Below are 19,640 nucleotides of genomic sequence, written 5' to 3' on the forward strand. Positions count from 1 at the left end.
ATATGATTATTCCGAATTATCCGCCGCTTGCAGATGACCCCACCGCGCAGGCCTTTGCCGTGCGCGGTCTGAATAAATCTTTCGCTGGGCGCCCCGCGGTGTCGAATTTGAGTCTCGACATTCCGCGGGGCTCTATTTATGGCATCGTCGGCCCTAATGGCGCCGGCAAAACCACCATGCTGACCATGGCGTGCGGTCTGCTGCGCCCGGATAGCGGCGAGGCCTTTATCGCTGGGCACAATACGTGGCAGGAACCGATTGCGGCTAAGGCGGCGATGGGCCTGCTCATTGATGGTGCTCCCGTCTTTGACCGCTTGTCTGGCCCGGAGTACTTGTTCTATTTAGGTGCGTTGCGCAGCATGAACCAAGCCGAGGTGGAGCGCCGCAGCGCACAACTGCTGGATGCCTTGCAGCTTGCCGACGCCGCCGATAAACCCATCGCGGACTATTCCGCCGGCATGACTAAGAAGATCCTTTTGGCAGGTGCGCTTTTGCATAATCCGGAAGTCGTGATCCTCGACGAGCCTTTGGAAGCGGTGGACCCAGTCTCGGGCCAGCTGATTCAGGAACTCTTGCGTGCCTATGCCGCCCGTGGTGGCACCGTAATCCTGTCTTCACACGTCATGCAATTGGTGGAGGGCTTGTGCGATCATGTAGCCATCATCGCGGGAGGACAGGTCCTATCTGCTGGCCACGTCGAAGAGGTGCGCCAAGGCGGTAGCCTGACGGATGCCTTCATCCACTTTGCCGGTGGGAGTGATTTTGATGCGGGCTCCTTCGATTGGCTGCGCCGTGAAGGCGGCGAGCCGCAGCGCGGGGAAGGGGAGGCGTAGGCGCCATGACTTCGACGCTCCTCAAGCTGCACCGCACACTGTGGGCGCGCAATCTCAAGGCGAATGCCGCGGCGGTCATGATTCCTATCTGCCTCTTGCTCTATGGTCTCATTGGCCTTGCGTCGCTAGGAGCTCTTGCTGCGGCAGATATCTCCATCGGAACTGGGAACGTGCAAGCCCTTACCGTGGCCCCTGCTGTAGGCACGCTGGCCTTTATCGTTATCACCCTCATCATACCCAGCGGGGAGAATCAGCTTTCTGCCCGTGAGCTTTCCGCGTTGCCGGTGCGGTTAAAAGACATCACACCGGCACTAGCTATTGCTTCAGTAATCAATCTGCGCGCTCCAGTATCTGTCCTGCTCTCCATCGCCTACGCGGTGGCGGGAAGCGTGATATTGGCGGCCAATGGCAAGGCATTGTTCATCTTGCCCTTCTGCCTGGGCATGCTCTTCGCCCTAGTTCTGACGCTGGTCTTAGTAGATCTCGCGGTCTATGTCGGGGTTACCGTCGCGGAGCTAAGCTCGACCACCCTCAAAGTTTTGGGTGCGCTGGCGGTGTTCTTGCTTATCTTTGGTTCGAATCGGCTTGCTTCCCTCGCTGACTCTGACTTCCCATTGGGAACTGTGGGCGAGGGTCTGGCGTGGACGCCAGTAGGCGCACCTGTAGGCTGGGCGCTCGCGCTCGCCCAAGGCCAACTGGCGGTGGCCCTTGCACAGTTCCTAATCGCCGCAGCGTCACTGGGCGCAGCCGTGTGGGCGTGGCACCGGTTGCTGCGCTTGCAATTCGAGCGCCGCACACTCCTGTCTCCGGCGCACCAACGCCGCGAAAAGGCCAAAGGGATAAGTCGCTTTTCCTTGGGCACCTTTTCCTATCGCGGGCCGGCTGCCATGGAATTTACGCGCTCGCTGCGCTACATTTTCCGCGACTCCCGCCTTATCGGAACCATCATCATGCAGCCAATTTTGGCAATCGTCTTTATCATTCAGGGCTTTACTACTGATTCCGTCATGCCTTCTATAGGAGTGCTATTTCTGGGACTTTTCGGCGGAATTGTAGCCACTAATGATTTTGGCTATGACGGTCCCAGCCTGTGGGTAAAGATGGCCGCCCCAGTTCGTCCGCGCACGTTTCTCTACGCGCGGCACTGGGCGCACTTGGCACCCACAACCATTACCTTCGTCCTCTCAGCGGCAGTGCTTTTCGCAGTGAGCGCCGACAAAGCGCTCACCGGGTGCTTGATGGTGGTCGCGCTGGGAATTTTCATTTCTTCTGCAGGATTGTCATTGCTGCTTTCCACCTTTAATCCCTTTGCCACCGCGCGTCCCGGTGGCAGTATGTGGGCAGATAAATCCGGCTACTCGGCCAGTGCCTTCTTAAGCGCCATTTTGAATTTGTTTATTGGCTGGACGCCGATTATCCCTGGCGTCATTCCAATGGCCATCGGCTACGGCTCGAATATGGCGCTGGTTGCGCTGGGATGTATCCTCGTCATTGCGGTTCCCGTTGCGTGTTATATCGTCGCCCTCCGGGTAAGCGGCAAACGCGTGGACAACTCCTTGCCTGAGATTTACGCCAAGGTGGGGCACTGGGTGTCTTAATCCTCCGGCCCCGCGACAGTAGCTCCATCGCGGCCCTCCCCGGGGCGCGATGGGGTCCGTGGGGGCTGGGAGTGGGGCCTAAACGACAGGATGTGTTGGTGAGTAGGGGGCGTAGCCAAGCGGAGGCATAAAGAAACCGCCGGCCTTCGCAGGGAAGGGCGGCGGTAGCTAAAGCGTACTAAAAGCTTAGAGCGTGTGCTTGCCGGAGGTTACCGGGGTGGCGTTGTTGGTGCCTGGCTCAACGCGCAGGTGAGAAACGCGGGAAGGCTCAATGTTGAGCGCGCGCAGCTGGGAATCGGTCAGCTCGGCGTAAACGCCGGTGTTGGTCTTCTGGTCGTAGACCCAGTCCGGCTCCTGGTGGCCCACCGGCTGGTTGCGGGCGGTCACGGTGCGAACCTGGTGCAGCTTAGGCTGGAAAGCGTGGATGAGCAGGCCAACCGCGATCAAGATAGCCAAGGCAATGAGCCAGATGGTCTCAACGTGGCCCTTGTGGTTACCAAAGTTGTAGGCAAGCAGGAACAGGACAGAGATCCAACCGGCGATCTGTACGCCAGAGCGGCTGATGCGGGACCAACCGAATCCTGCGGATGGGACGTCCTCAGTAGAAACACCGTCAAATACCTGCGGTACCGGCTTGTGGGAAGACACTTGCTCTCCTTCGCTTCTGCGTGTGTCCGTCTGTGCGATGGGCATGCGGGCACACCAATGCCATCTGTCTGCTACACATTCTAAAACATCGCACCTGAGATGGCGATTAAACACCCCCGTCGCAGTGTGGCGTACCTGCCGCGCCCGCCCAATGGTGGTGGGCGCTAGGGTGGAGGCGTGACTACTCAGCGAATACTTATTCTTGGTTCCACCGGTTCAATCGGCACGCAGGCTCTGGAAGTCATTGCGGATAATCCCGATAAATTCGACGTTGTGGGAATCGCTGCGGGTGGCTCTAACCCGCAGCTCATCATCGAACAAGCCCGTAGCCTCAACCTTTCGTTTGACCACGTTGCCGTGGCCAACGAGGAGGCCGCGGCCGAGGTGTCGGCCGCTCTAGGCGGTTCGGTTTTGAGTGGTGCCGACGCTGCAGAGCACCTAGTGCGCTCGACCCCGGCCGATACGGTACTCAATGCCTTGGTGGGTTCTTTGGGGCTCAAGGCCACCGTGGCCACACTGGAAATGGGCGAGTACTTAGCCTTGGCCAATAAGGAATCCCTCGTCGCGGGCGGCACGCTGGTTACGCAAAAGGCGCGCCCTGGCCAGATTATCCCTGTTGACTCGGAACATTCCGCCATGGCGCAGTGCCTGCGTGCCGGCGAGGAGGGGGAGCTGGATAAGCTTGTCCTTACCGCCTCTGGTGGCCCCTTCCGCGGTTGGTCGCGCGAAGAGATGTGGGACGTGACCCCTGAGCAGGCAGCGCAGCACCCAACCTGGTCCATGGGGCAGATGAATACCCTCAACTCTGCCAGCCTCATTAATAAGGGCCTGGAGCTTATTGAAGCAACGCTCCTCTTTGACATCGCCCCTGAGCGCATCGACGTCACCGTGCACCCGCAGTCCATCATTCACTCCATGGCCACCTTCAAAGACGGCTGCACTATCGCACAGGTCTCGCCGCCATCGATGAAACTGCCTATTTCGCTGGCACTGAATTGGCCGCACCGCGTACCAGGCGCCCAGCCGGCCTTGGACTTTGCGCAGGCGCATGACTGGCGTTTTGAGCCGCTTGACGATGCCGCCTTTCCCGCCGTCAACCTCGCCCGCAGGGCCGCGGCTGAGGGAACAGGGGTCATCTACAACGCCGCTAATGAGGAGGCAGCGGCCGCGTTCTTGTCCGGGCGCATCCATTTCCCGGAGATCGTGGACGTCGTGGGCAGGATCCTTGATTCCGCATCCGAGTTTGCTGGTGTAGTCTCTAGCCTCGATGAAATCCTCGCGGTGGAAGGCGAGGCGCGCAGGCGCGCGAATGCGCTGATTGATTCGCTGGCTGACTAGAAAGCTTTCACACCATGGCAAACTTGCTGGGCATTGTGTTTTTCGCCCTCGGCATCGGGCTTACCGTAGCGCTGCACGAAGCAGGCCATATGCTCACCGCGCGTGCCTTTGGCATGCGCGTGCGCCGCTATTTTATTGGCTTTGGGCCGCGCCTTTTTTCCTTCCGGAAGGGCCACACCGAATATGGACTTGCGGCCTTCCCAGTAGGCGGGTTTTGCGATATCGCTGGCATGACCGCGCAGGATGAATTCCTCACCGAGGAAGAAGAGCCCCATGCGATGTATAAAAAGCCGTGGTGGCAGCGCATAATCGTGATGGCCGGCGGCATCGCTGTCAACCTGATTTTGGGCTTTGTCATCCTCTATTTTGTGGCGATGACGGCTGGCCTGCCCAACCCGGATGCTGATGTGCGCCCGCGTGTGGGGGAGGTGACTTGCTCGGCCAATCAGAAGCCGAACCAAGAGCTAGAAACGTGCACGGGTATAGGCCCTGCTGGAAGAGCCGGCGTGCAGGAGGGCGATATTATTGTGGCCCTCGATGGTCAGAAGCTGGATTCTTTTACCCAGCTGCGCGATGAGGTAATGCACCGCCCCGGTGAGACCATCACGCTGACGGTCGAGCGCGGTGGGGAAGACAGGGACTTCACAGTCCACCTCGATACGGTCAAACGGTTGAACCAAGACGGCGAGCTAGTGGATGCTGGCTCAATCGGGCTGAGCAATCAGCTTATCGATGTCGTCGAAAAGCATGATGCCGTCAACGCTCTACCGGCAACCTGGCGCTTTAGCACCTATTCGCTGGGCGCAACGGTCGATGGTCTCAAGCAATTCCCCGGCAAAATTCCGGGTGTGGTGGCCTCCATCTTCGGCCACGAACGCGAGGCCGATGGCCCGATGTCCGTCGTCGGCGCATCCCGCGTGGGCGGCGAATTGGCGGAGCGCTCCCTGTGGTCGATGTTCTTTATGATGCTGGCCACGCTGAACTTCTTCCTCGCGCTCTTTAACCTGATTCCGCTGCCGCCTTTCGACGGCGGACATATCGCAGTCATCATCTATGAAAAGCTGCGCGATGGCATCCGCAAGCTGGCAGGTAAGCCCGCTCTGGGCCCAGCCGATTACACCAAGCTGATGCCGGTGACCTATGTAATGGCCGACCTGCTGATGGGCGTTGGTGTCATCGTCATCGTCGCCGATGTGGTCAACCCCATACAGCTATTTGGCTAGCCGCCGTAGCCCCCGCTGCACGCACTTCAGGCATAAAGCAAGCAGTGCTAGAGTGGGGGCGTTAATCACCCACCGTATGTACTTACTGTGCTTCAACAAGGAGAATTCATGTCGACCCCCATCGGTCTAGGAATCCCAGACGGCCCACCACCAGTCCTGCACCCACGCCGCAAGACTCGTCAGCTGCAGGTGGGCCCGGTCGGTGTCGGCTCTGACTCACCAATTTCGGTGCAGTCGATGACCAATACGAAGACGCACGACATCAATGGCACACTGCAGCAGATCGCGCAGCTAACCGCTTCCGGCTGCGATATCGTGCGCGTGGCTTGCCCTAAGCCTGTCGATGCGGAAGCGCTTCCGGCCATTGCCAAGAAATCTCCCATCCCGGTGATTGCGGATATCCACTTCCAGCCTAAGTACATCTTCCAGGCCATCGATGCTGGTTGCGCCGCCATCCGCGTGAACCCGGGCAATATCCGCGAGTTTGATGGCCGCGTGAAGGAAGTTGCTAAGGCAGCCGGCGATGCCGGCATTCCAATTCGCATCGGCGTGAATGGTGGCTCCTTGGATAAGCGCTTGCTGGAAAAGTATGGCAAGGCCACCCCGGAGGCACTCGTCGAGTCCGCTATTTGGGAGGCTGGCCTGTTTGAGGAGCACGGTTATGGCGATATCGCTATTTCCGTTAAGCACTCCGATCCGGTTCTGATGGTGGAGGCCTACCGCCAGCTGGCGGAAAAGACTGATTACCCGCTGCACCTCGGCGTGACCGAGGCCGGTCCGAAGTTCATGGGCACCATCAAGTCTTCGGTTGCCTTTGGTGCACTGTTGGCAGAAGGCATTGGCGATACCATTCGCGTGTCCCTGTCCGCTCCGCCGGTAGAGGAAATCAAGGTGGGCGACCAGATTCTGCAGTCGCTCAACCTGCGCCCGCGCAAACTGGAAATCGTTTCCTGCCCGTCCTGCGGCCGCGCCCAGGTGGACGTTTACAAGCTGGCGGAGGAAGTTACCGCCGGCTTGGAGGGCATGGAGTTCCCGCTGCGCGTTGCCGTGATGGGTTGTGTTGTTAACGGTCCGGGTGAGGCCCGCGATGCCGACCTCGGCGTTGCCTCCGGCAATGGCAAGGGTCAGATCTTTGTTAAGGGCGAGGTCGTTCGCACCGTGCCGGAGGACAAGATTGTGGAAACCCTCATTGAAGAGGCCATGCGCATTGCCGATGAGCAGGGTATGGAAGCCGTGGAAGGCGCCAAGGCTGAGGTTCGCGTAACCCAGTAATTTACCCACTTTGAGCAGACTGCCCCGCACTTCGGTGTGGGGCAGTCTTTTTTGGCGCTTGCGCTGCTAGAGTGCCAAGACATGAAGAAGTTGGTCGCGCTGGTTGCAACTATCACGCTCGCCTCCACCAGCGTGGTTGCCTGTACACCGAAGCCGGTTTCTGCGGAACCGATCGCGGAAGAATTCCTCCAGGGGATGGAATCTCGTAATAATGACGGCTTAGCCGCGCTTACCGACGCCCCCTCCGACGCCACCTCCGCCCTCGACGCCACCTACTCCGGCCTGCAGGCCGAGGGGCTCGACATTGAGCTTGAAGGCGTGGACCAAGATGAGAACCTCGCCACGGCGAACTACAAGGTCACCTGGGATCTGCCCAAGGATCGTACCTTGAGCTATGACACGCAGATGACGCTGACCAAGACTGAGGATGAGTGGACGGTGCGGTGGAAGCCAAGCCTTATCCACCCCGACCTGGGAGCAAACCAGCACTTGGAGCTGCGCGCGTTGGAAGCAAAGCGTGCCAGCGTGGTCTCTTCCAATGGGGTGGAATTGATGAGCCCGGGGCTGAACTACCGGCTGGTGGTAGATACCAGCTCGCTCGATGATGTGCGGCCCATCGCCTCAAAGATCAGCGGCGCGTTGGCAGCCGCCCATCGCCAGGATGATTCAATTGCAGAGATTGATGCCAAGGATTTGGCCAAGAAATTGGAGGATGCAGACGGTTCTTACTCCGTAACTATGTTCACGGAGGACCAAGCCAAGGCGGTGCGCCCGAAGGTGGAGGGCATGGACGGCGTGCGCCTCAATGAAGAACCGGCTCTGGTCACCCGCGACCGTGGCCTGGCACCCGATCTGATGTCGCGTGTGCGCTCCGCGGTCCAGGATGAGGTCGATGGCCAAACCGGCTGGTCCATTTCTGTGGTCAATGAAAATGGTGCGGCGCTTTCTGATGTGGAAAAGCACGACCCTAATGCGGCGCCGTCGATTAAGGTAGGTCTGGACTACGATGTGCAGCGTGCCGCGCAGGAGGCGGTCAATGAGCGTGCCGATTCCCAGGCCATGCTCGTAGCCATTCGGCCCTCCAATGGCGATATCTTGGCCGTCGCCCAAACCGAGAAAGCCGATGAAGACGGCGACGTAGCCCTCCAAGGTCAGTACCCGCCCGGTTCTGTATTTAAAATTCTCACTGCCGCGGCTGGTGTAGAAAAGCAGGGCCTTAATACCGACTCCATCGTTCCGTGCCCTGGCACCATGGACATCCTTGGCCGCGTGGTGACCAACTACAACGCCTTCGCCCTAGGCAGCGTTCCGCTCAGCCAAGCCTTTGCACAATCGTGCAACACTACCTTCGCGGATATCTCCACCAAGCTTAAGCCTGGTGAGTTGAAGGATGTGGGCAAAAAGTTTGGTTTCGGCGTGGAATACGATATCCCAGGCCTTACTACCATTACCGGTTCCATTCCGGAGGGCAAAGAACCACTGGAGCGAACCGAATCCGGTTATGGACAGGGCTACGACTTGGCTAGCCCTTTCGGCATGGCGCTTGTCTCCGCAACGGTTGCTAATGGCAAGACACCTACGCCCACGCTTATCGAGGGCCACGAAACCAAAGCCTCCGATAAGCCGCAGCAGATTTCGAAGCCCGTGCTAGATAACGTCCGCGGCATGATGCGCCAAGTAGTCACCAACGGTACTGCCCGCAGCATGGCGGCGGGCGGCACGATTTACGGCAAGACCGGTGAGGCCGAGATTAACGAGGGCTCGCACGCCTGGTTTACCGGTTACCGGGAAGAAGACGATATCGCCTTTGCCACCCTCGTGGTTTTGGGCGGCGGCTCCGATGTCTCGGTCAATATCACTAGCAACTTCTTGCAGAAGGTCGATGACTACCGCTCCGGACCGCACGAGGGTGCGGCTCCGCCGGCCGAAGGGTAGAAACCCCGCCTGCCCTCGTGACCCCGGCTGCTGCATTATGGGCGTGGAGGACTACCATGGGAAACCATGAGTAATCGAGGAAAGCTAAAGCCAGGCAAGCCCACTCCGATCCTTACCGTGCCGGAGAGCATCGAGCGCCCAGAGTACGTGTGGAAAGACGAGGTGCAGGAGGCCGTAGGCGAGCCCTACGTCCAGTCCCCAGAGGTCATTGAGAAGATGCGTGAGGCCTGCAAGATTGCGGCCAACGCCCTCAAGGAGGCTGGCAAGGCTGTGCAGCCGGGCGTAACTACCGATTATGTAGACCGCGTCGCGCACGAGTACATGTGCGACCACGGCGCTTACCCGTCTACGCTAGGCTACCGCGGCTTCCCCAAGTCCAGCTGCGTATCCCTCAATGAGATTGTCTGCCACGGCATCCCGGATACCACGGTGATTGAGGATGGCGACATCGTCAATATCGATATCACCGCTTATAAGAACGGCGTCCACGGCGACAATAACGCCACCTTCCTCGCCGGCGACGTCTCCGAGGAACACCGCCTGCTGGTAGAGCGCACCAAGGAGGCCACCATGCGCGGCATCAAGGCCGCAAAGCCCGGCCGTGAGATTAACGTCATTGGCCGCGTTATTGAGTCTTATGCCAAGCGCTTCGGCTACAACGTCGTGCGCGATTTCACCGGCCACGGCGTCGGACCAACCTTCCACAACGGTCTTGTGGTCCTACACCATGACTCGACCGTGTACCGCGACATCCTTGAGCCTGGCATGACGCTCACTGTTGAGCCGATGATTAACCTCGGCTCCTTGGATTACGAGATCTGGGATGATGACTGGACCGTCCAAAACACCGACGGCAAGTTCACTGCCCAGTTTGAGCACACCCTCGTCATCACCGAAGACGGCAATGAAATCCTTACCATTCCAGATGAGGACTAGTACTTAGTCTCAGAACAAACTGAAGGCCGCCTCCATTTCCAGAGAAGGGGAGTGGAGGCGGCCTTTGTATTCTTGCCGACTTCCCACGGAGCAGTCGGCCGTATCGGAGCGACTATATATAGCAAAAAGGGCCTCGTTACAAGAACGAGGCCCGTGCAAGCCCTAGCTATCTAGAGCCAATCTGCGGCTAACAATTAGCGGCGGAAGATTGGGTCCAGGATGTGCTGCGGGATGATGCCGTTGTAAACAGCGTAGTTGTAAGCGCCGATGATTGCGCCGATAACGGAGGTGATGCCCAGTGCGGTAGCACCCTTCTTCCAGTTGGAAGCCCACTCCGGGATGGTTTCGGAGGTTTCCTTGCCGAACATGTCCTCGCCGGTGACCTGGTTGTCTGCAGTTACTACCGGCTTGCCGTCCTCGCCCGGAGTCCATGCGCCCCACTCCTTGCCCTTCTGGGTGAAGGAGCTGGAGGACAGGGAGGAACCGGTGCTCTCGTTGGCGGTGGAGGACTCTGCAGAAGCGACGGCAACGCCGCCGAAAGCTACGGTGACAGCGGTAGCAGCAGCAACGGCTGCGGTGCGGAAGTTACGCATTGTGAAAATTACCTTTCGGAAGTTTTGATTGAGCCGTGTGGCTGTTGCTTAGAAGGACGGGCCGTGTACGAAGAAGTTGTAAACAGGGCCGATGATGCCGCCGAGCAGGGCACCAACGCCTGCTACAACGGTTGCACCGTAGAAGACCTTTGCCCATGCTGGCTGGCCGGAGAAGTCCTTGGAAGAACCAAAGATGGCAACGCCGTTAGCTGCCTTGTCGCCCTCGAGCTTGTGGCCAAGCTTGGAGGACAGGGAAGGGGTGTAGTCCTCTGGAGTCTGGTCCTCGGCCTGGCCTTTACCAGTCTTGGAAGGGTTAGCCTGCTCTACGGTGACGTTGTTGCCGTTCTGGTTGACGGTGTCGGCAGCGGAAGCGACGGTGGTGCCGCCGAAGGCAACGGCGAGAGCGGTTGCGCCAGCGATTGCTGCATTGCGGATACGCATATCAAAATTCCTTAAAAGTCGTACTTGCAAGGCTTCCGCACTGGGAAACCAAAGTGTTATTGAATACACAGGCGGTATTCATAAACACGCGGTAGCCGTGTTCGTATCGGCTCGAGCCGGTGTCCCAAGTGAATTTAGTAAAACTCCCGTCCTTTTGCACGTCAAAGACCGGAATTTCAGCGATTAAATTAATTTGGGCCCCTTTATGGTGGTGAATTTCCTGAAATTGTGAATGGGACTTCCTTGGCGTGAAGTGGGAAAACGTCCTAAACCCTGGGAAGAAACTGGAGGAGTGTGAGAAGGATCACGTAACAGTTCACTTATTCCACTCCAGTCCCAAAAGGGTATTTTCCACTACTTCTGGCAGCGCAGGGTGGATCCAATATTGGTTGCGAGTGAATTCCCGCATGTCCAACTTGTAGGCCATCGCGGTAATCAATTGCTGGATCAAGGTTGAGGCCTGCGGGCCCATCAGGTGCGCGCCGAGAAGCTGCCCAGTGGAGCGGTCTGCTACCAGCTTGCAGATTCCGGTGTGATCTTCCATAGCCCAGCCGTAGGCAACGTCGCCAAAGTTCTGTACCTTGACGGTGACGTCGAAGCCCTTCTGTTGCGCCTGCTTCTCAGTTAGGCCCACTGTGGCGATTTGTGGGTGGGTAAAGATGGCGGCGGGGACATTGTCGTGGGGCAGTGGGCGGAGATCTTCTGGGTGGAGCAGGTTATGCTGCACTGCGCGGGTCTCCGCATTGGCTACGTGCTTGAGCATGTATGACGAAGAGACATCGCCAAGCGCCCAAACACCCTCGGCGGCGGTGCGGCCAAATTCATTGGTGGCAATTCGGCCGTCGGCAAGTAGCTCAATGCCAGCCTTGTCCACATCCATCTGGTCGCCATTGGGGGTGCGCCCAGTAGCAACTAGAATCGCTTCTGCTTCCACGGGTTCACCATTGTCGAGCTCCAACCGCACGCCCGTGTCAGTCTCCTCGAGCTTGGTGCCATTGGCTATGCGCACGTCGAAGCGATCGCGCGCAATCTGGTTGAAGCGGCTGGATAGGTCATCATCCAAGTGACGCAGCAAGGTCTCGGAGCGATTGACCACGGTCACCTTGGTGCCGAGGCCGTCAAAGACATGGGCAAACTCCATGGCGATATAGCCACCGCCTACCACAATGAGGCTTTCTGGCTGGTGATCCATGCGCATGATGTCTTCATTGGTGTAGTACTTCACGCCCGAGTTGGCATAGACCTCCGGAATGACCGGACGGGAGCCGGCGGCAATGACGATCTGGTCGCCGCTGATGACATGCTCGCCGGTCTGAATGGTCTTCGGGCCGACGAAACGGGCGTGCTCATCAAACACGGTAATGTTCGGGGTTTCTTCGCCGCGACGGTACTGTTCGCCGCCCTGGGCAATCTGGTCGATGCGGTTGGTAAAGACCCGGTCCACGATGGAATCCCAATCCACGCTAGTGACCTGAGCATCAAGGCCGAGCCGGCCGGCCTCGCGCGCCGCTAGGGCAATATCGGCGGCGTAGACATACATCTTGGTGGGAATGCAGCCTACGTTGAGGCAGGTCCCGCCAAAGGTGCCCTTTTCAATGATGGCGATTTTCCGGTCATCAAAATCCGGGCTAGGGATGGAGTTTCCGGAGCCAGTGCCGATGATGATGAGATCGAAATGTTCCTCGGCAACGGGTGTGTGGGACTGGTGTGAAGTAGTCACGTTTATTCCTTATATATAGGGGCTTAATTACTGAGTAGATTGTGGGGTATCGAGGACGGTGGGCAGCCACTTGTCACAGGCGTCAAAAGCTTCTTGGAGCGGGTCCGGAAGCGATAGGAACACATCGTGCCTAGCCCCCTTGATGGGATGCAAGGTGTAGTGGGCACTAAGTTCCTTTGCCCAGCGCCGCGTTTGCGCAACGTCGATGATGACATCTGCGTGGTTCACGCTGTCGGAGTACGGCTGACCCAATAGGGTTCGGGTGGACTGCAGCGTCAAGATGGGGACACCGGCATCAACGCGGCCGCTGTGAATAGCATCAAAGCCGTGGAATACCGCGGCTATCCAACCGACATATTTCTTATGGCCCGCCAGTGGCTTAAAGCGGAGGTCAAAATTCCATTCGCCGTAGAAATCCTTATGCACGGACTCGCCGTAAGCAGTGAGGTTGCCACCAGGCAGGGGAGTCATGGGGGCGATGCGGCCCAATGTGTAGAGCAGCGGCTTGAGGGGAGTGAGGACCTGGCCGGGCACGCCCATCATGTCCAGCCATGGACTATTAAGGATGAGGCCCGCCAAGCGTTGGTGGCGTTCTTGGTCAGTTCGGCGCAGATGATCCATCCACAGCGGAGCGATCAAGCCACCGGTGGAGTGGGCGATGAAGATGACCTCCTCATTGGGGATCGCATCAAGTGCGGCGGTGAGGTCTGTAAAGTACAGCGCCAAGTCCGAAGCATAGTGCCACGACTGGCCCGAGCGGCGCGAGCGGCCGCACTTGCGCAGATCGATGGCATAAAAGTCATAACCTTCGGCCGCAAAGTGCTCGGCTACGTGGGTGTGGAAGAAATAATCGGTCATGCCGTGTAGCCACACCAGTGCCGGGCGAGACGGGGCGGCTGACTCACGTGCAGTATCGCCCGCATGCTCCGGCGCGTAGTGCACCAGCGTGGTGACCACGTCGCCCTCGCCATCGGGGTCTGCGCCCAAGTCAATGGTGGCAGCTTCATAGTCGGGGCCAAGTTTGTCCGGACCCCATACTGGGGAGTGTGTAACCATGCCTCGATTCTAGGTGTAACGAAGAATTTATGGGGCTGCCGGTGGGGTGTAAATACTGGGGGCGGAAATTCCCACATTTTCGCCACTGGTCTGGGGGAGAAATCCCAAATTGGATGAGAAAAGCGTAGAGTAAGGCCTTAATGCGTGACGCACCGCCAGGTTGTCATAGTGCAGCGATGGTGGCGCGGGGCGCTAAGCGCTAAAAATCAAGGCGTAGACCGCGCCGATGGATATCTATTTTCAATTTGAAGAGGTAATAACAGAGTGTCCTCCGCTAAGAAGACAGCACAGGTTGTAGACGAGGTCGACGTAGCACTTATTGGTGCCGGCATCATGAGCGCCACCTTGGGTGCAATGCTCCGCGAGTTGGAGCCCAGCTGGACCCAAATGGTCTTTGAGCGCCTCGATGGCCCTGCATTGGAGTCCTCCTCCCCATGGAATAACGCCGGTACCGGCCACTCCGCGCTGTGCGAGCTGAACTACACCCCGGAGAAGAATGGCCGCATTGATATCTCCAAGGCTCTGGGCATCAACGAGAAGTTCCAAAAGTCTCGCCAGTTCTGGTCCCACCAGCTCAACAACGGTATTCTCACCGACCCGAGCGAATTCATTAATCCGGTTCCGCATGTGTCCTTCGCACAGGGCGAAATCCAGGTGGATTACCTCAAACGCCGCTATGATGTGCTGAGCGAGAAGCACATGTTCCCGGGCATGCAGTTCTCCGCAGACGATTCCGACTTTGCTGAGAAGCTGCCGCTGATGGCGAAGGGCCGTGACTTCTCCAATAAGGTGGCCATTTCTTGGACCGACGCTGGTACCGACGTCAACTTTGGCGCGCTGACCAAGCAGTTCCTGACCGCAGCTAAGGCTTCCGGCACCGAGATCCGCTACGGCCACGAGGTCATCGACATCAAGCGCGATGGCTCCGCGTGGAAGGTGTACTCCAAGAACAAGCACACCGGTGACATCACCGTAGTCAAGGCAAAGTTCGTCTTCGTCGGTGCCGGCGGTTACGCCCTGGACCTGCTGCGCAAGGCAAAGGTGAAGGAAGTTGCCGGTTACGCAGGCTTCCCGGTATCCGGCCTGTGGCTGCGCTCCAAGAACCCAGAGCTTATCGAGCAGCACCAGGCAAAGGTCTACGGCAAGGCTGCCGTGGGCGCCCCGCCAATGTCCGTGCCGCACCTGGATACCCGCGTTATCGACGGTGAGAAGGGCCTGCTCTTCGGACCTTACGGTGGTTGGAGCCCGAAGTTCCTGAAGAAGGGCACCTACCTGGACTTGTTCAAGTCCATCCGCCCAGACAACATCACTTCTTACCTCGGCGTTGCCGTGCAGGAGTTCGGTCTGACCAAGTACCTGGTGGATGAGGTGCGCAAGAGCTTCTCGGACCGCGTGGAAGCCCTGCGCGAGTACGTACCGGAAGCAAAGGAAAGCGACTGGGAGACCGTTATCGCTGGCCAGCGCGTCCAGGTGATTAAGCCTGCTGGTGCTCCGCAGTTCGGCTCTCTCGAGTTTGGCACCACCTTGGTGAACAACCAGGAGGGCAATATCGCCGGCCTGCTCGGCGCTTCCCCGGGTGCATCCATTGCCCCGGCCGTCATGCTGGAGCTGCTGGAGCGTTGCTTCGGCGAGCACATGATTGATTGGGCAGACAAGATCCGCGAGATGGTTCCGTCTTATGGCATCAAGCTGCGCAACGATGAGAAGCTGTATGACGAGATGTGGGAGTACACTCAGAAGACCCTGAAGCTGGACCGCTAAGAGCTAGCTTTCGGCCTCACAGACCCCTGCACCGCCACGATTGCGGTGCGGGGGTTCCGTGTCTTCTAAGTAGGTAATGGCAGCCCTAGGTGCCGCAGTAGGTGAGGTAGCCCTCGAGACCATTAGGATCCGGCGACTCGAACGTGGGGTTGGGCTCCCACGGGTGGGTGACCGCGTGGAGAAGCTCCTGATACGGGCCCAACTCCCCGCGTTCGGCAGCATCCAGAGCGGATTCTACGGCGAGGTTGCGCGGGATAATCCGCGGCATGGCGCTATCGACGCGGGAAGGATCGGGCGAGGAGGCAAGGTAGTCATCCAAGAAGTCTCCCTCGGCAAAGAGCTCGCGGGCGTGGGTGGGGTGGCCCGCGGCGGCGTCGGCAAGAGCGCGGTGAGCCAGCGTGATATCTGGGCCGTTGAGCTGCATGGCAGCCGCATAAGAAGAAGCGACCTCCAGGGAGGTGTCCAAAGCCTGTGTTAAATCTGCCCTGCGCTGGTCCTCAAAGCGGTCGCTAAAGCCGTTGATGGATTCCTGGGCAAAGCTCATGGCCTTATTCATGTCCATATCAAAGAGCGGCAGCAGGGATTCCGCCAAGCGGGCCAGGTTCCATCCCAGGATGGAGGGCTGATTGCCAAAGGCATAACGGCCCTGCCTATCGATGCTGGAAAAGACCGTCGCGGGCGAATAGGCCTCCATAAAGGCACAGGGGCCATAGTCAATGGTCTCGCCAGAGATGGTGGTGTTATCCGTATTCATCACGCCATGAATAAAGCCCAAGCGCATCCAGTGGGACACGGTGCGGATCTGCGCATCCATCACCTGGGTGAAAAACTCCTGGTAGTCCGCGCCAGGGTAGTGGCGCGCAATGGCATAGTCGGCCAACTGGCGGGTGTAATCCGTCTGCGCGGCTAGGTGAAAGGTACCGACGCGGATATGGCTGGCCGCTACCCGTACCACAATGCCGGCCGGTTGCACGTGCCCGCGCTGAATGGGCCGGCCGGTGGAGATAACCGCCAGCGCCCGGGTGGTGGGAACACCCAAGGCATGCATAGCCTCAGAGATTAGGTACTCGCGCAGCATGGAAGATAGCGTTCCGCGGCCATCGGACCCGAGGCGGGAAAAGGGAGTAAGCCCAGTCCCTTTGGCATGGAGATCCCACAAACGGCCGTCCTTTTCTACCTCGCCTAAGAGCATGGCCCGGCCGTCTCCCATCTGCGGGTTAAACGCACCGAATTGGAAGCCGGAATAGGCCATAGCGTGGCCGCCTGCTCGGCCGGTAAGGAAATCTATGCCCTCGGAGGAGCGCAGCCAGTCCGGGTCAAAGCCCAACTGACTAGCCAGTTCCTCGTTCAAAATGACCATCTCTGGGTTCGGCTGCTCCTCACCCTCGGTGGGGCGAACCAAGTGGGGGAGCTTCTGGGCAAAATCGTGGTGTAGCTGCATCTAAACCTCCAGTGTTCCGCGCACGCGAATCTGGGCGCGACCGCCTACCCAAATATCCGTGCCGTCATCGTTGATAAATACTTCGCCCGCTCGGCCTATCTGGCTGCCTTGTGTTGCGGTATAACGCGCCGGCACCAAGTTACGCGAGCGCATAAACTGCGCGGCGCCGCCATTGAAAGAACCGGTGACTGGGTCTTCGAATTGCGTGGTAAAGGCCCGAACCTCATAGGCCGACTCACCCTCTGCGGCGTTGGGATTAAGGCCCACTACGCCGACCTTGGGGCGCTCGGATCGAGGCTCAACCGCGCGCACCGCCGCGGCATCGCGTAATTGCAGCAGGCGCCAGCCCGGGCCATTGTCCACCCAGCCATGGTCAACAATATCCGCGCTATCTAGCCCCAGCCCACCGCAGGCCTCCTTCAGATCCGCCGGGCTTAGCGGTTCATCGCGGCGCAGCGGCGGGGTAGCAAAGGACAAGACTTCGCCCTCTTCGCGGACGGTTACCAAGCCCACGCCGCATTCTTGGACGATAGTTCCCTCTGTCTGCGGGTTATTGCCTAGCGCCCGCCACGCGGCAGCGCTGCCCAAGGTGGGGTGGCCGGCAAAATCAAACTCCTCGTACGGGGTGAAAATGCGCACGCGGTAGTCCGCGCGGGCGTCGTGAGGCTCGAGCAAGAAGGTGGTCTCAGAAAAGTTGGTCCAGTTCGCGATTGCCTGCATTTGCTCGGTACTTAGGCCGTCGGCGCCCGCGATCACCGCCAAGGCATTGCCGTTAAAGGCACCCGTGGCAAAAACATCAACCTCAAAGAACTCGTGGTGCATGCCCGCCAGTCTAGTCAGCCCCAGGGATGAGGACTAAAGCTTAGCGCCTGCGCTAGCCTAGAAAGCCATGAAGAAGCTATGGCCCGATGCACTTCGCGCGTGGGTAGGCCCACCGTGGAGAATTATCATTCCGCTGTTTTTCTGGGGGGCTTCGGTGCCGGCGGCAGAAGGTGTTATTGATAGAACTTCGCTTTTCCAGGAGCTGGTTCTCGTACTTTATACAGTCGTTATTCCACTAGCACTCTGGCTACACCCCAAGCTCAGGGAATATGCCATCGGGGTCACTGCTATCACGCTAACGGTGTGCATCTTTACCCCGCTTGCTGCAATGGGCAACGCTCACTTTTTCCCTTTGGCTTACTGCGTGTTTCTGATAGGAGCACATTCACCCAAACGACTACAGCGAATCTGGATAGGGTGGATTGCCTTTGGCTCCTTGGCGGCCACCGCAGCGGACCTATACGGGCGGAGGATTATCAGCGGCATCGATTTTGGCCTCGAAGACACCACTGTTGGCCCGCTTCCTGCCTTCGCCTCCGTCGTCATCATCGCGTGGCCGGTCATGGGCTTTTTCTTCCTGCTTGGCACCAATGACCGCAAAAAGCGCGAGGACCAGCAGCTTCTGATTGAACGTGCGGAGATGGCCGGCGCGGTAGAGCGCAACCGCATCGCCCGCGAGATGCATGACATCGTGGCGCATAACTTGGCGGGCGTTATCGCTCTTGCCGACGGCGCCCGGTTCGCCGCCGCCAAAAATCCCGCAGCTGCCACAGAAGCCTTGGAAACCATCGCCTCTACCTCCCGCGATTCCCTCAAGCAGATGCGCGGATTGCTCTCCGTGCTGCGAGATGGAGATTCCCGCGCCGATACCAAGGCGCCTGGAGCGAGCGATATTGCCGGCCTTATCTCGGAAGCCCGCCGCAGCGGTTTCGATATCATCGTGCACGGGCTGGAGGACCTGCCGACCGAAAGCGACGAACTCTACCAGTTCACCATCTACCGCGTGGTGCAAGAACTTTTGACCAATATGATCAAGCATTCGCGTGATAAAAGGGGAGTACTGCGCTTTCGCTCCACTGGAAGCGGCCTAGTATTGAGCGCCAATAACCCGGCCGCACGCATGCCGGATACTCACAAGCCCGGCTACGGACTTATTGGAATGAGCGAGCGTGTCAAGGCCTATGGCGGCAGCGTTGTTACCCGCACCGAGGATGGACACTTCTTTATTACCGTGGAGGTACCCAATGACTAACCCTGAGCAGCCAACAGGTGCGCCCGCTGGCCCCATCCGTATCGGCCTAGTCGATGATCAGCCCCTCGTGCGCGCCGGGTTCGCCATGCTCCTTGGCTCCCAAGAGGATTTGGACGTTGCCTGGCAGGCATCCGATGGCGATGAAGTCCTCGACCTCGCCCGCGCGCAACCTGCCGATATTGTGCTCATGGATGTCCAGATGGCCCGCGTTAATGGCATCGCCGCCACAGAAAGGCTGCTGCCGGAATTCCCGGACACCCAGGTCATTATGTTAACCACTTTCGATGACCAGAATTTTGTCCACGGAGCAATTTCCGCTGGGGCCTCCGGATTCCTGCTCAAAGACGTCGAACCGGAGGAACTCCTCGCCGCTATTCGTACCGTACATTCCGGCGAGGCGGTGCTTTCGCCGCGCATTACCGCCCAGGTGCTGCAGCGACTGCGCAGCGAGCAGTCTGCAGCACAGCCCGATTCACATGCCACCCCCGTTGCGGCAGCAGCTACCGCCCCTCCAGCCGAAGATCTCACGCCACGCGAGCTGGACGTCCTCAAGCTGATGGCACTGGGGTATTCGAATACCGAAATCGCGGAGTGCGAGTTCGTGTCCATGGCCACGGTCAAGACACACGTGCGCCATATTCTTACTAAGACCAGCTCGCGCGATCGCGTGCATGCCGTGCTCTACGCCCTTACTCATGGCGTGGTTTCGGTGGAGGAGCTGCTGTCTCATCCCTAGGTATGACCTGCTAAATCACTCCCAAGGATGGTTAC

17 protein-coding genes are annotated in these 19,640 nt (G+C 58.8%); 10 read left to right on the top strand and 7 right to left on the bottom strand.

Going from position 1 to position 19,640, the window contains the following annotated elements; translation table 11 throughout:
- Nucleotides 1–2 precede the first annotated feature (2 nt).
- On the top strand, nt 3–833 hold the full coding sequence (locus QKD99_RS00085; protein WP_250412601.1) for an ABC transporter ATP-binding protein: 831 nt from the start codon (nt 3–5) through the stop codon (nt 831–833).
- 5 nt (nt 834–838) lie between these two features.
- Entirely contained in the window at nt 839–2,431 is a 1,593-nt protein-coding gene (locus tag QKD99_RS00090; protein ID WP_347950388.1) for a hypothetical protein, read from the top strand.
- 186 nt (nt 2,432–2,617) lie between these two features.
- Here the strand turns inward: QKD99_RS00090 and QKD99_RS00095 are convergent, their stop codons facing one another.
- Complete coding sequence (locus QKD99_RS00095; RefSeq protein ID WP_284814048.1) at nt 2,618–3,124, bottom strand: DUF2631 domain-containing protein; 507 nt, start codon at nt 3,122–3,124, stop codon at nt 2,618–2,620.
- Nucleotides 3,125–3,256: 132 nt separating this feature from the next.
- On the opposite strand from QKD99_RS00095, the gene dxr reads away from it, so the two are divergent.
- The 5 genes from dxr (at nt 3,257) to map (ending at nt 9,783) form a co-directional block, all read left to right on the top strand.
- Nucleotides 3,257–4,417 carry a 1-deoxy-D-xylulose-5-phosphate reductoisomerase gene (gene dxr / locus QKD99_RS00100; protein WP_347950389.1) on the top strand — a complete coding sequence of 387 codons (1,161 nt, stop codon included), beginning with the start codon at nt 3,257–3,259 and terminating at the stop codon, nt 4,415–4,417.
- A 14-nt stretch (nt 4,418–4,431) separates the two neighbouring features.
- A complete protein-coding gene (locus QKD99_RS00105) occupies nt 4,432–5,640 on the top strand; it encodes a M50 family metallopeptidase (RefSeq protein WP_347950390.1) in 1,209 nt (402 codons plus the stop codon).
- Nucleotides 5,641–5,748: 108 nt separating this feature from the next.
- A complete protein-coding gene (ispG, locus tag QKD99_RS00110; RefSeq protein ID WP_269953086.1) occupies nt 5,749–6,912 on the top strand; it encodes a flavodoxin-dependent (E)-4-hydroxy-3-methylbut-2-enyl-diphosphate synthase in 1,164 nt (387 codons plus the stop codon).
- A gap of 81 nt (nt 6,913–6,993) precedes the next feature.
- Nucleotides 6,994–8,847, top strand: a complete 1,854-nt coding sequence (locus tag QKD99_RS00115) for a penicillin-binding transpeptidase domain-containing protein (protein WP_269953085.1) — start codon at nt 6,994–6,996, stop codon at nt 8,845–8,847.
- A 66-nt stretch (nt 8,848–8,913) separates the two neighbouring features.
- A complete protein-coding gene (gene map / locus QKD99_RS00120) occupies nt 8,914–9,783 on the top strand; it encodes a type I methionyl aminopeptidase (RefSeq protein WP_269953084.1) in 870 nt (289 codons plus the stop codon).
- Nucleotides 9,784–9,977: 194 nt separating this feature from the next.
- Here map and QKD99_RS00125 read toward each other — a convergent pair whose 3' ends face one another.
- From QKD99_RS00125 to QKD99_RS00140, 4 genes are all read right to left on the bottom strand, one after another.
- Nucleotides 9,978–10,376 (bottom strand): hypothetical protein, encoded by a 399-nt coding sequence (locus QKD99_RS00125; RefSeq protein ID WP_005328707.1) that lies wholly within the window; start codon nt 10,374–10,376, stop codon nt 9,978–9,980.
- A gap of 48 nt (nt 10,377–10,424) precedes the next feature.
- Nucleotides 10,425–10,817, bottom strand: a complete 393-nt coding sequence (locus tag QKD99_RS00130; RefSeq protein WP_005328705.1) for a hypothetical protein — start codon at nt 10,815–10,817, stop codon at nt 10,425–10,427.
- A gap of 316 nt (nt 10,818–11,133) precedes the next feature.
- Nucleotides 11,134–12,537, bottom strand: a complete 1,404-nt coding sequence (gene mtr, locus QKD99_RS00135; RefSeq protein WP_347950391.1) for a mycothione reductase — start codon at nt 12,535–12,537, stop codon at nt 11,134–11,136.
- A gap of 27 nt (nt 12,538–12,564) precedes the next feature.
- On the bottom strand, nt 12,565–13,593 hold the full coding sequence (locus QKD99_RS00140) for an alpha/beta hydrolase (protein WP_347950392.1): 1,029 nt from the start codon (nt 13,591–13,593) through the stop codon (nt 12,565–12,567).
- Between the two features lie 264 nt (nt 13,594–13,857).
- On the opposite strand from QKD99_RS00140, the gene mqo reads away from it, so the two are divergent.
- Entirely contained in the window at nt 13,858–15,354 is a 1,497-nt protein-coding gene (mqo, locus tag QKD99_RS00145) for a malate dehydrogenase (quinone) (protein ID WP_005325195.1), read from the top strand.
- 85 nt (nt 15,355–15,439) lie between these two features.
- Here the strand turns inward: mqo and QKD99_RS00150 are convergent, their stop codons facing one another.
- The gene (locus QKD99_RS00150) at nt 15,440–16,795 is read right to left on the bottom strand and encodes a protein adenylyltransferase SelO family protein (protein ID WP_347950393.1); all 1,356 of its coding nucleotides are present in this window, start codon (nt 16,793–16,795) and stop codon (nt 15,440–15,442) included.
- Nucleotides 16,796–17,617, bottom strand: a complete 822-nt coding sequence (locus QKD99_RS00155; protein ID WP_005325193.1) for a PhzF family phenazine biosynthesis protein — start codon at nt 17,615–17,617, stop codon at nt 16,796–16,798.
- Between the two features lie 67 nt (nt 17,618–17,684).
- Here QKD99_RS00155 and QKD99_RS00160 point away from each other — a divergent pair, with 67 nt between their 5' ends.
- Nucleotides 17,685–18,869 (top strand): histidine kinase, encoded by a 1,185-nt coding sequence (locus tag QKD99_RS00160; RefSeq protein WP_347950394.1) that lies wholly within the window; start codon nt 17,685–17,687, stop codon nt 18,867–18,869.
- A complete protein-coding gene (locus QKD99_RS00165; RefSeq protein WP_239273086.1) occupies nt 18,862–19,605 on the top strand; it encodes a response regulator transcription factor in 744 nt (247 codons plus the stop codon). The genes QKD99_RS00160 and QKD99_RS00165 overlap by 8 nt, the downstream gene beginning before the upstream one ends.
- Nucleotides 19,606–19,640: the final 35 nt, after the last annotated feature.

The organism is Corynebacterium sp. c3Ub_189 (assembly GCF_039907195.1).
Classification (GTDB): Bacteria; Actinomycetota; Actinomycetes; order Mycobacteriales; family Mycobacteriaceae; genus Corynebacterium.

Bases quoted from the DNA above. Each gene is read 5' to 3' on its own strand.
- ispG (WP_269953086.1), top strand. From the start codon at position 5,749: ATGTCGACCCCCATCGGTCTAGGAATCCCAGACGGCCCACCACCAGTC.
- QKD99_RS00125 (WP_005328707.1), bottom strand. From the start codon at position 10,376: ATGCGTAACTTCCGCACCGCAGCCGTTGCTGCTGCTACCGCTGTCACC.
- QKD99_RS00160 (WP_347950394.1), top strand. From the start codon at position 17,685: ATGAAGAAGCTATGGCCCGATGCACTTCGCGCGTGGGTAGGCCCACCG.
- QKD99_RS00140 (WP_347950392.1), bottom strand. From the start codon at position 13,593: ATGGTTACACACTCCCCAGTATGGGGTCCGGACAAACTTGGCCCCGAC.
- QKD99_RS00155 (WP_005325193.1), bottom strand. From the start codon at position 17,617: ATGCACCACGAGTTCTTTGAGGTTGATGTTTTTGCCACGGGTGCCTTT.
- QKD99_RS00150 (WP_347950393.1), bottom strand. From the start codon at position 16,795: ATGCAGCTACACCACGATTTTGCCCAGAAGCTCCCCCACTTGGTTCGC.
- map (WP_269953084.1), top strand. From the start codon at position 8,914: ATGAGTAATCGAGGAAAGCTAAAGCCAGGCAAGCCCACTCCGATCCTT.
- QKD99_RS00115 (WP_269953085.1), top strand. From the start codon at position 6,994: ATGAAGAAGTTGGTCGCGCTGGTTGCAACTATCACGCTCGCCTCCACC.
- QKD99_RS00130 (WP_005328705.1), bottom strand. From the start codon at position 10,817: ATGCGTATCCGCAATGCAGCAATCGCTGGCGCAACCGCTCTCGCCGTT.
- QKD99_RS00105 (WP_347950390.1), top strand. From the start codon at position 4,432: ATGGCAAACTTGCTGGGCATTGTGTTTTTCGCCCTCGGCATCGGGCTT.
- QKD99_RS00090 (WP_347950388.1), top strand. From the start codon at position 839: ATGACTTCGACGCTCCTCAAGCTGCACCGCACACTGTGGGCGCGCAAT.
- QKD99_RS00085 (WP_250412601.1), top strand. From the start codon at position 3: ATGATTATTCCGAATTATCCGCCGCTTGCAGATGACCCCACCGCGCAG.
- QKD99_RS00165 (WP_239273086.1), top strand. From the start codon at position 18,862: ATGACTAACCCTGAGCAGCCAACAGGTGCGCCCGCTGGCCCCATCCGT.
- QKD99_RS00095 (WP_284814048.1), bottom strand. From the start codon at position 3,124: ATGCCCATCGCACAGACGGACACACGCAGAAGCGAAGGAGAGCAAGTG.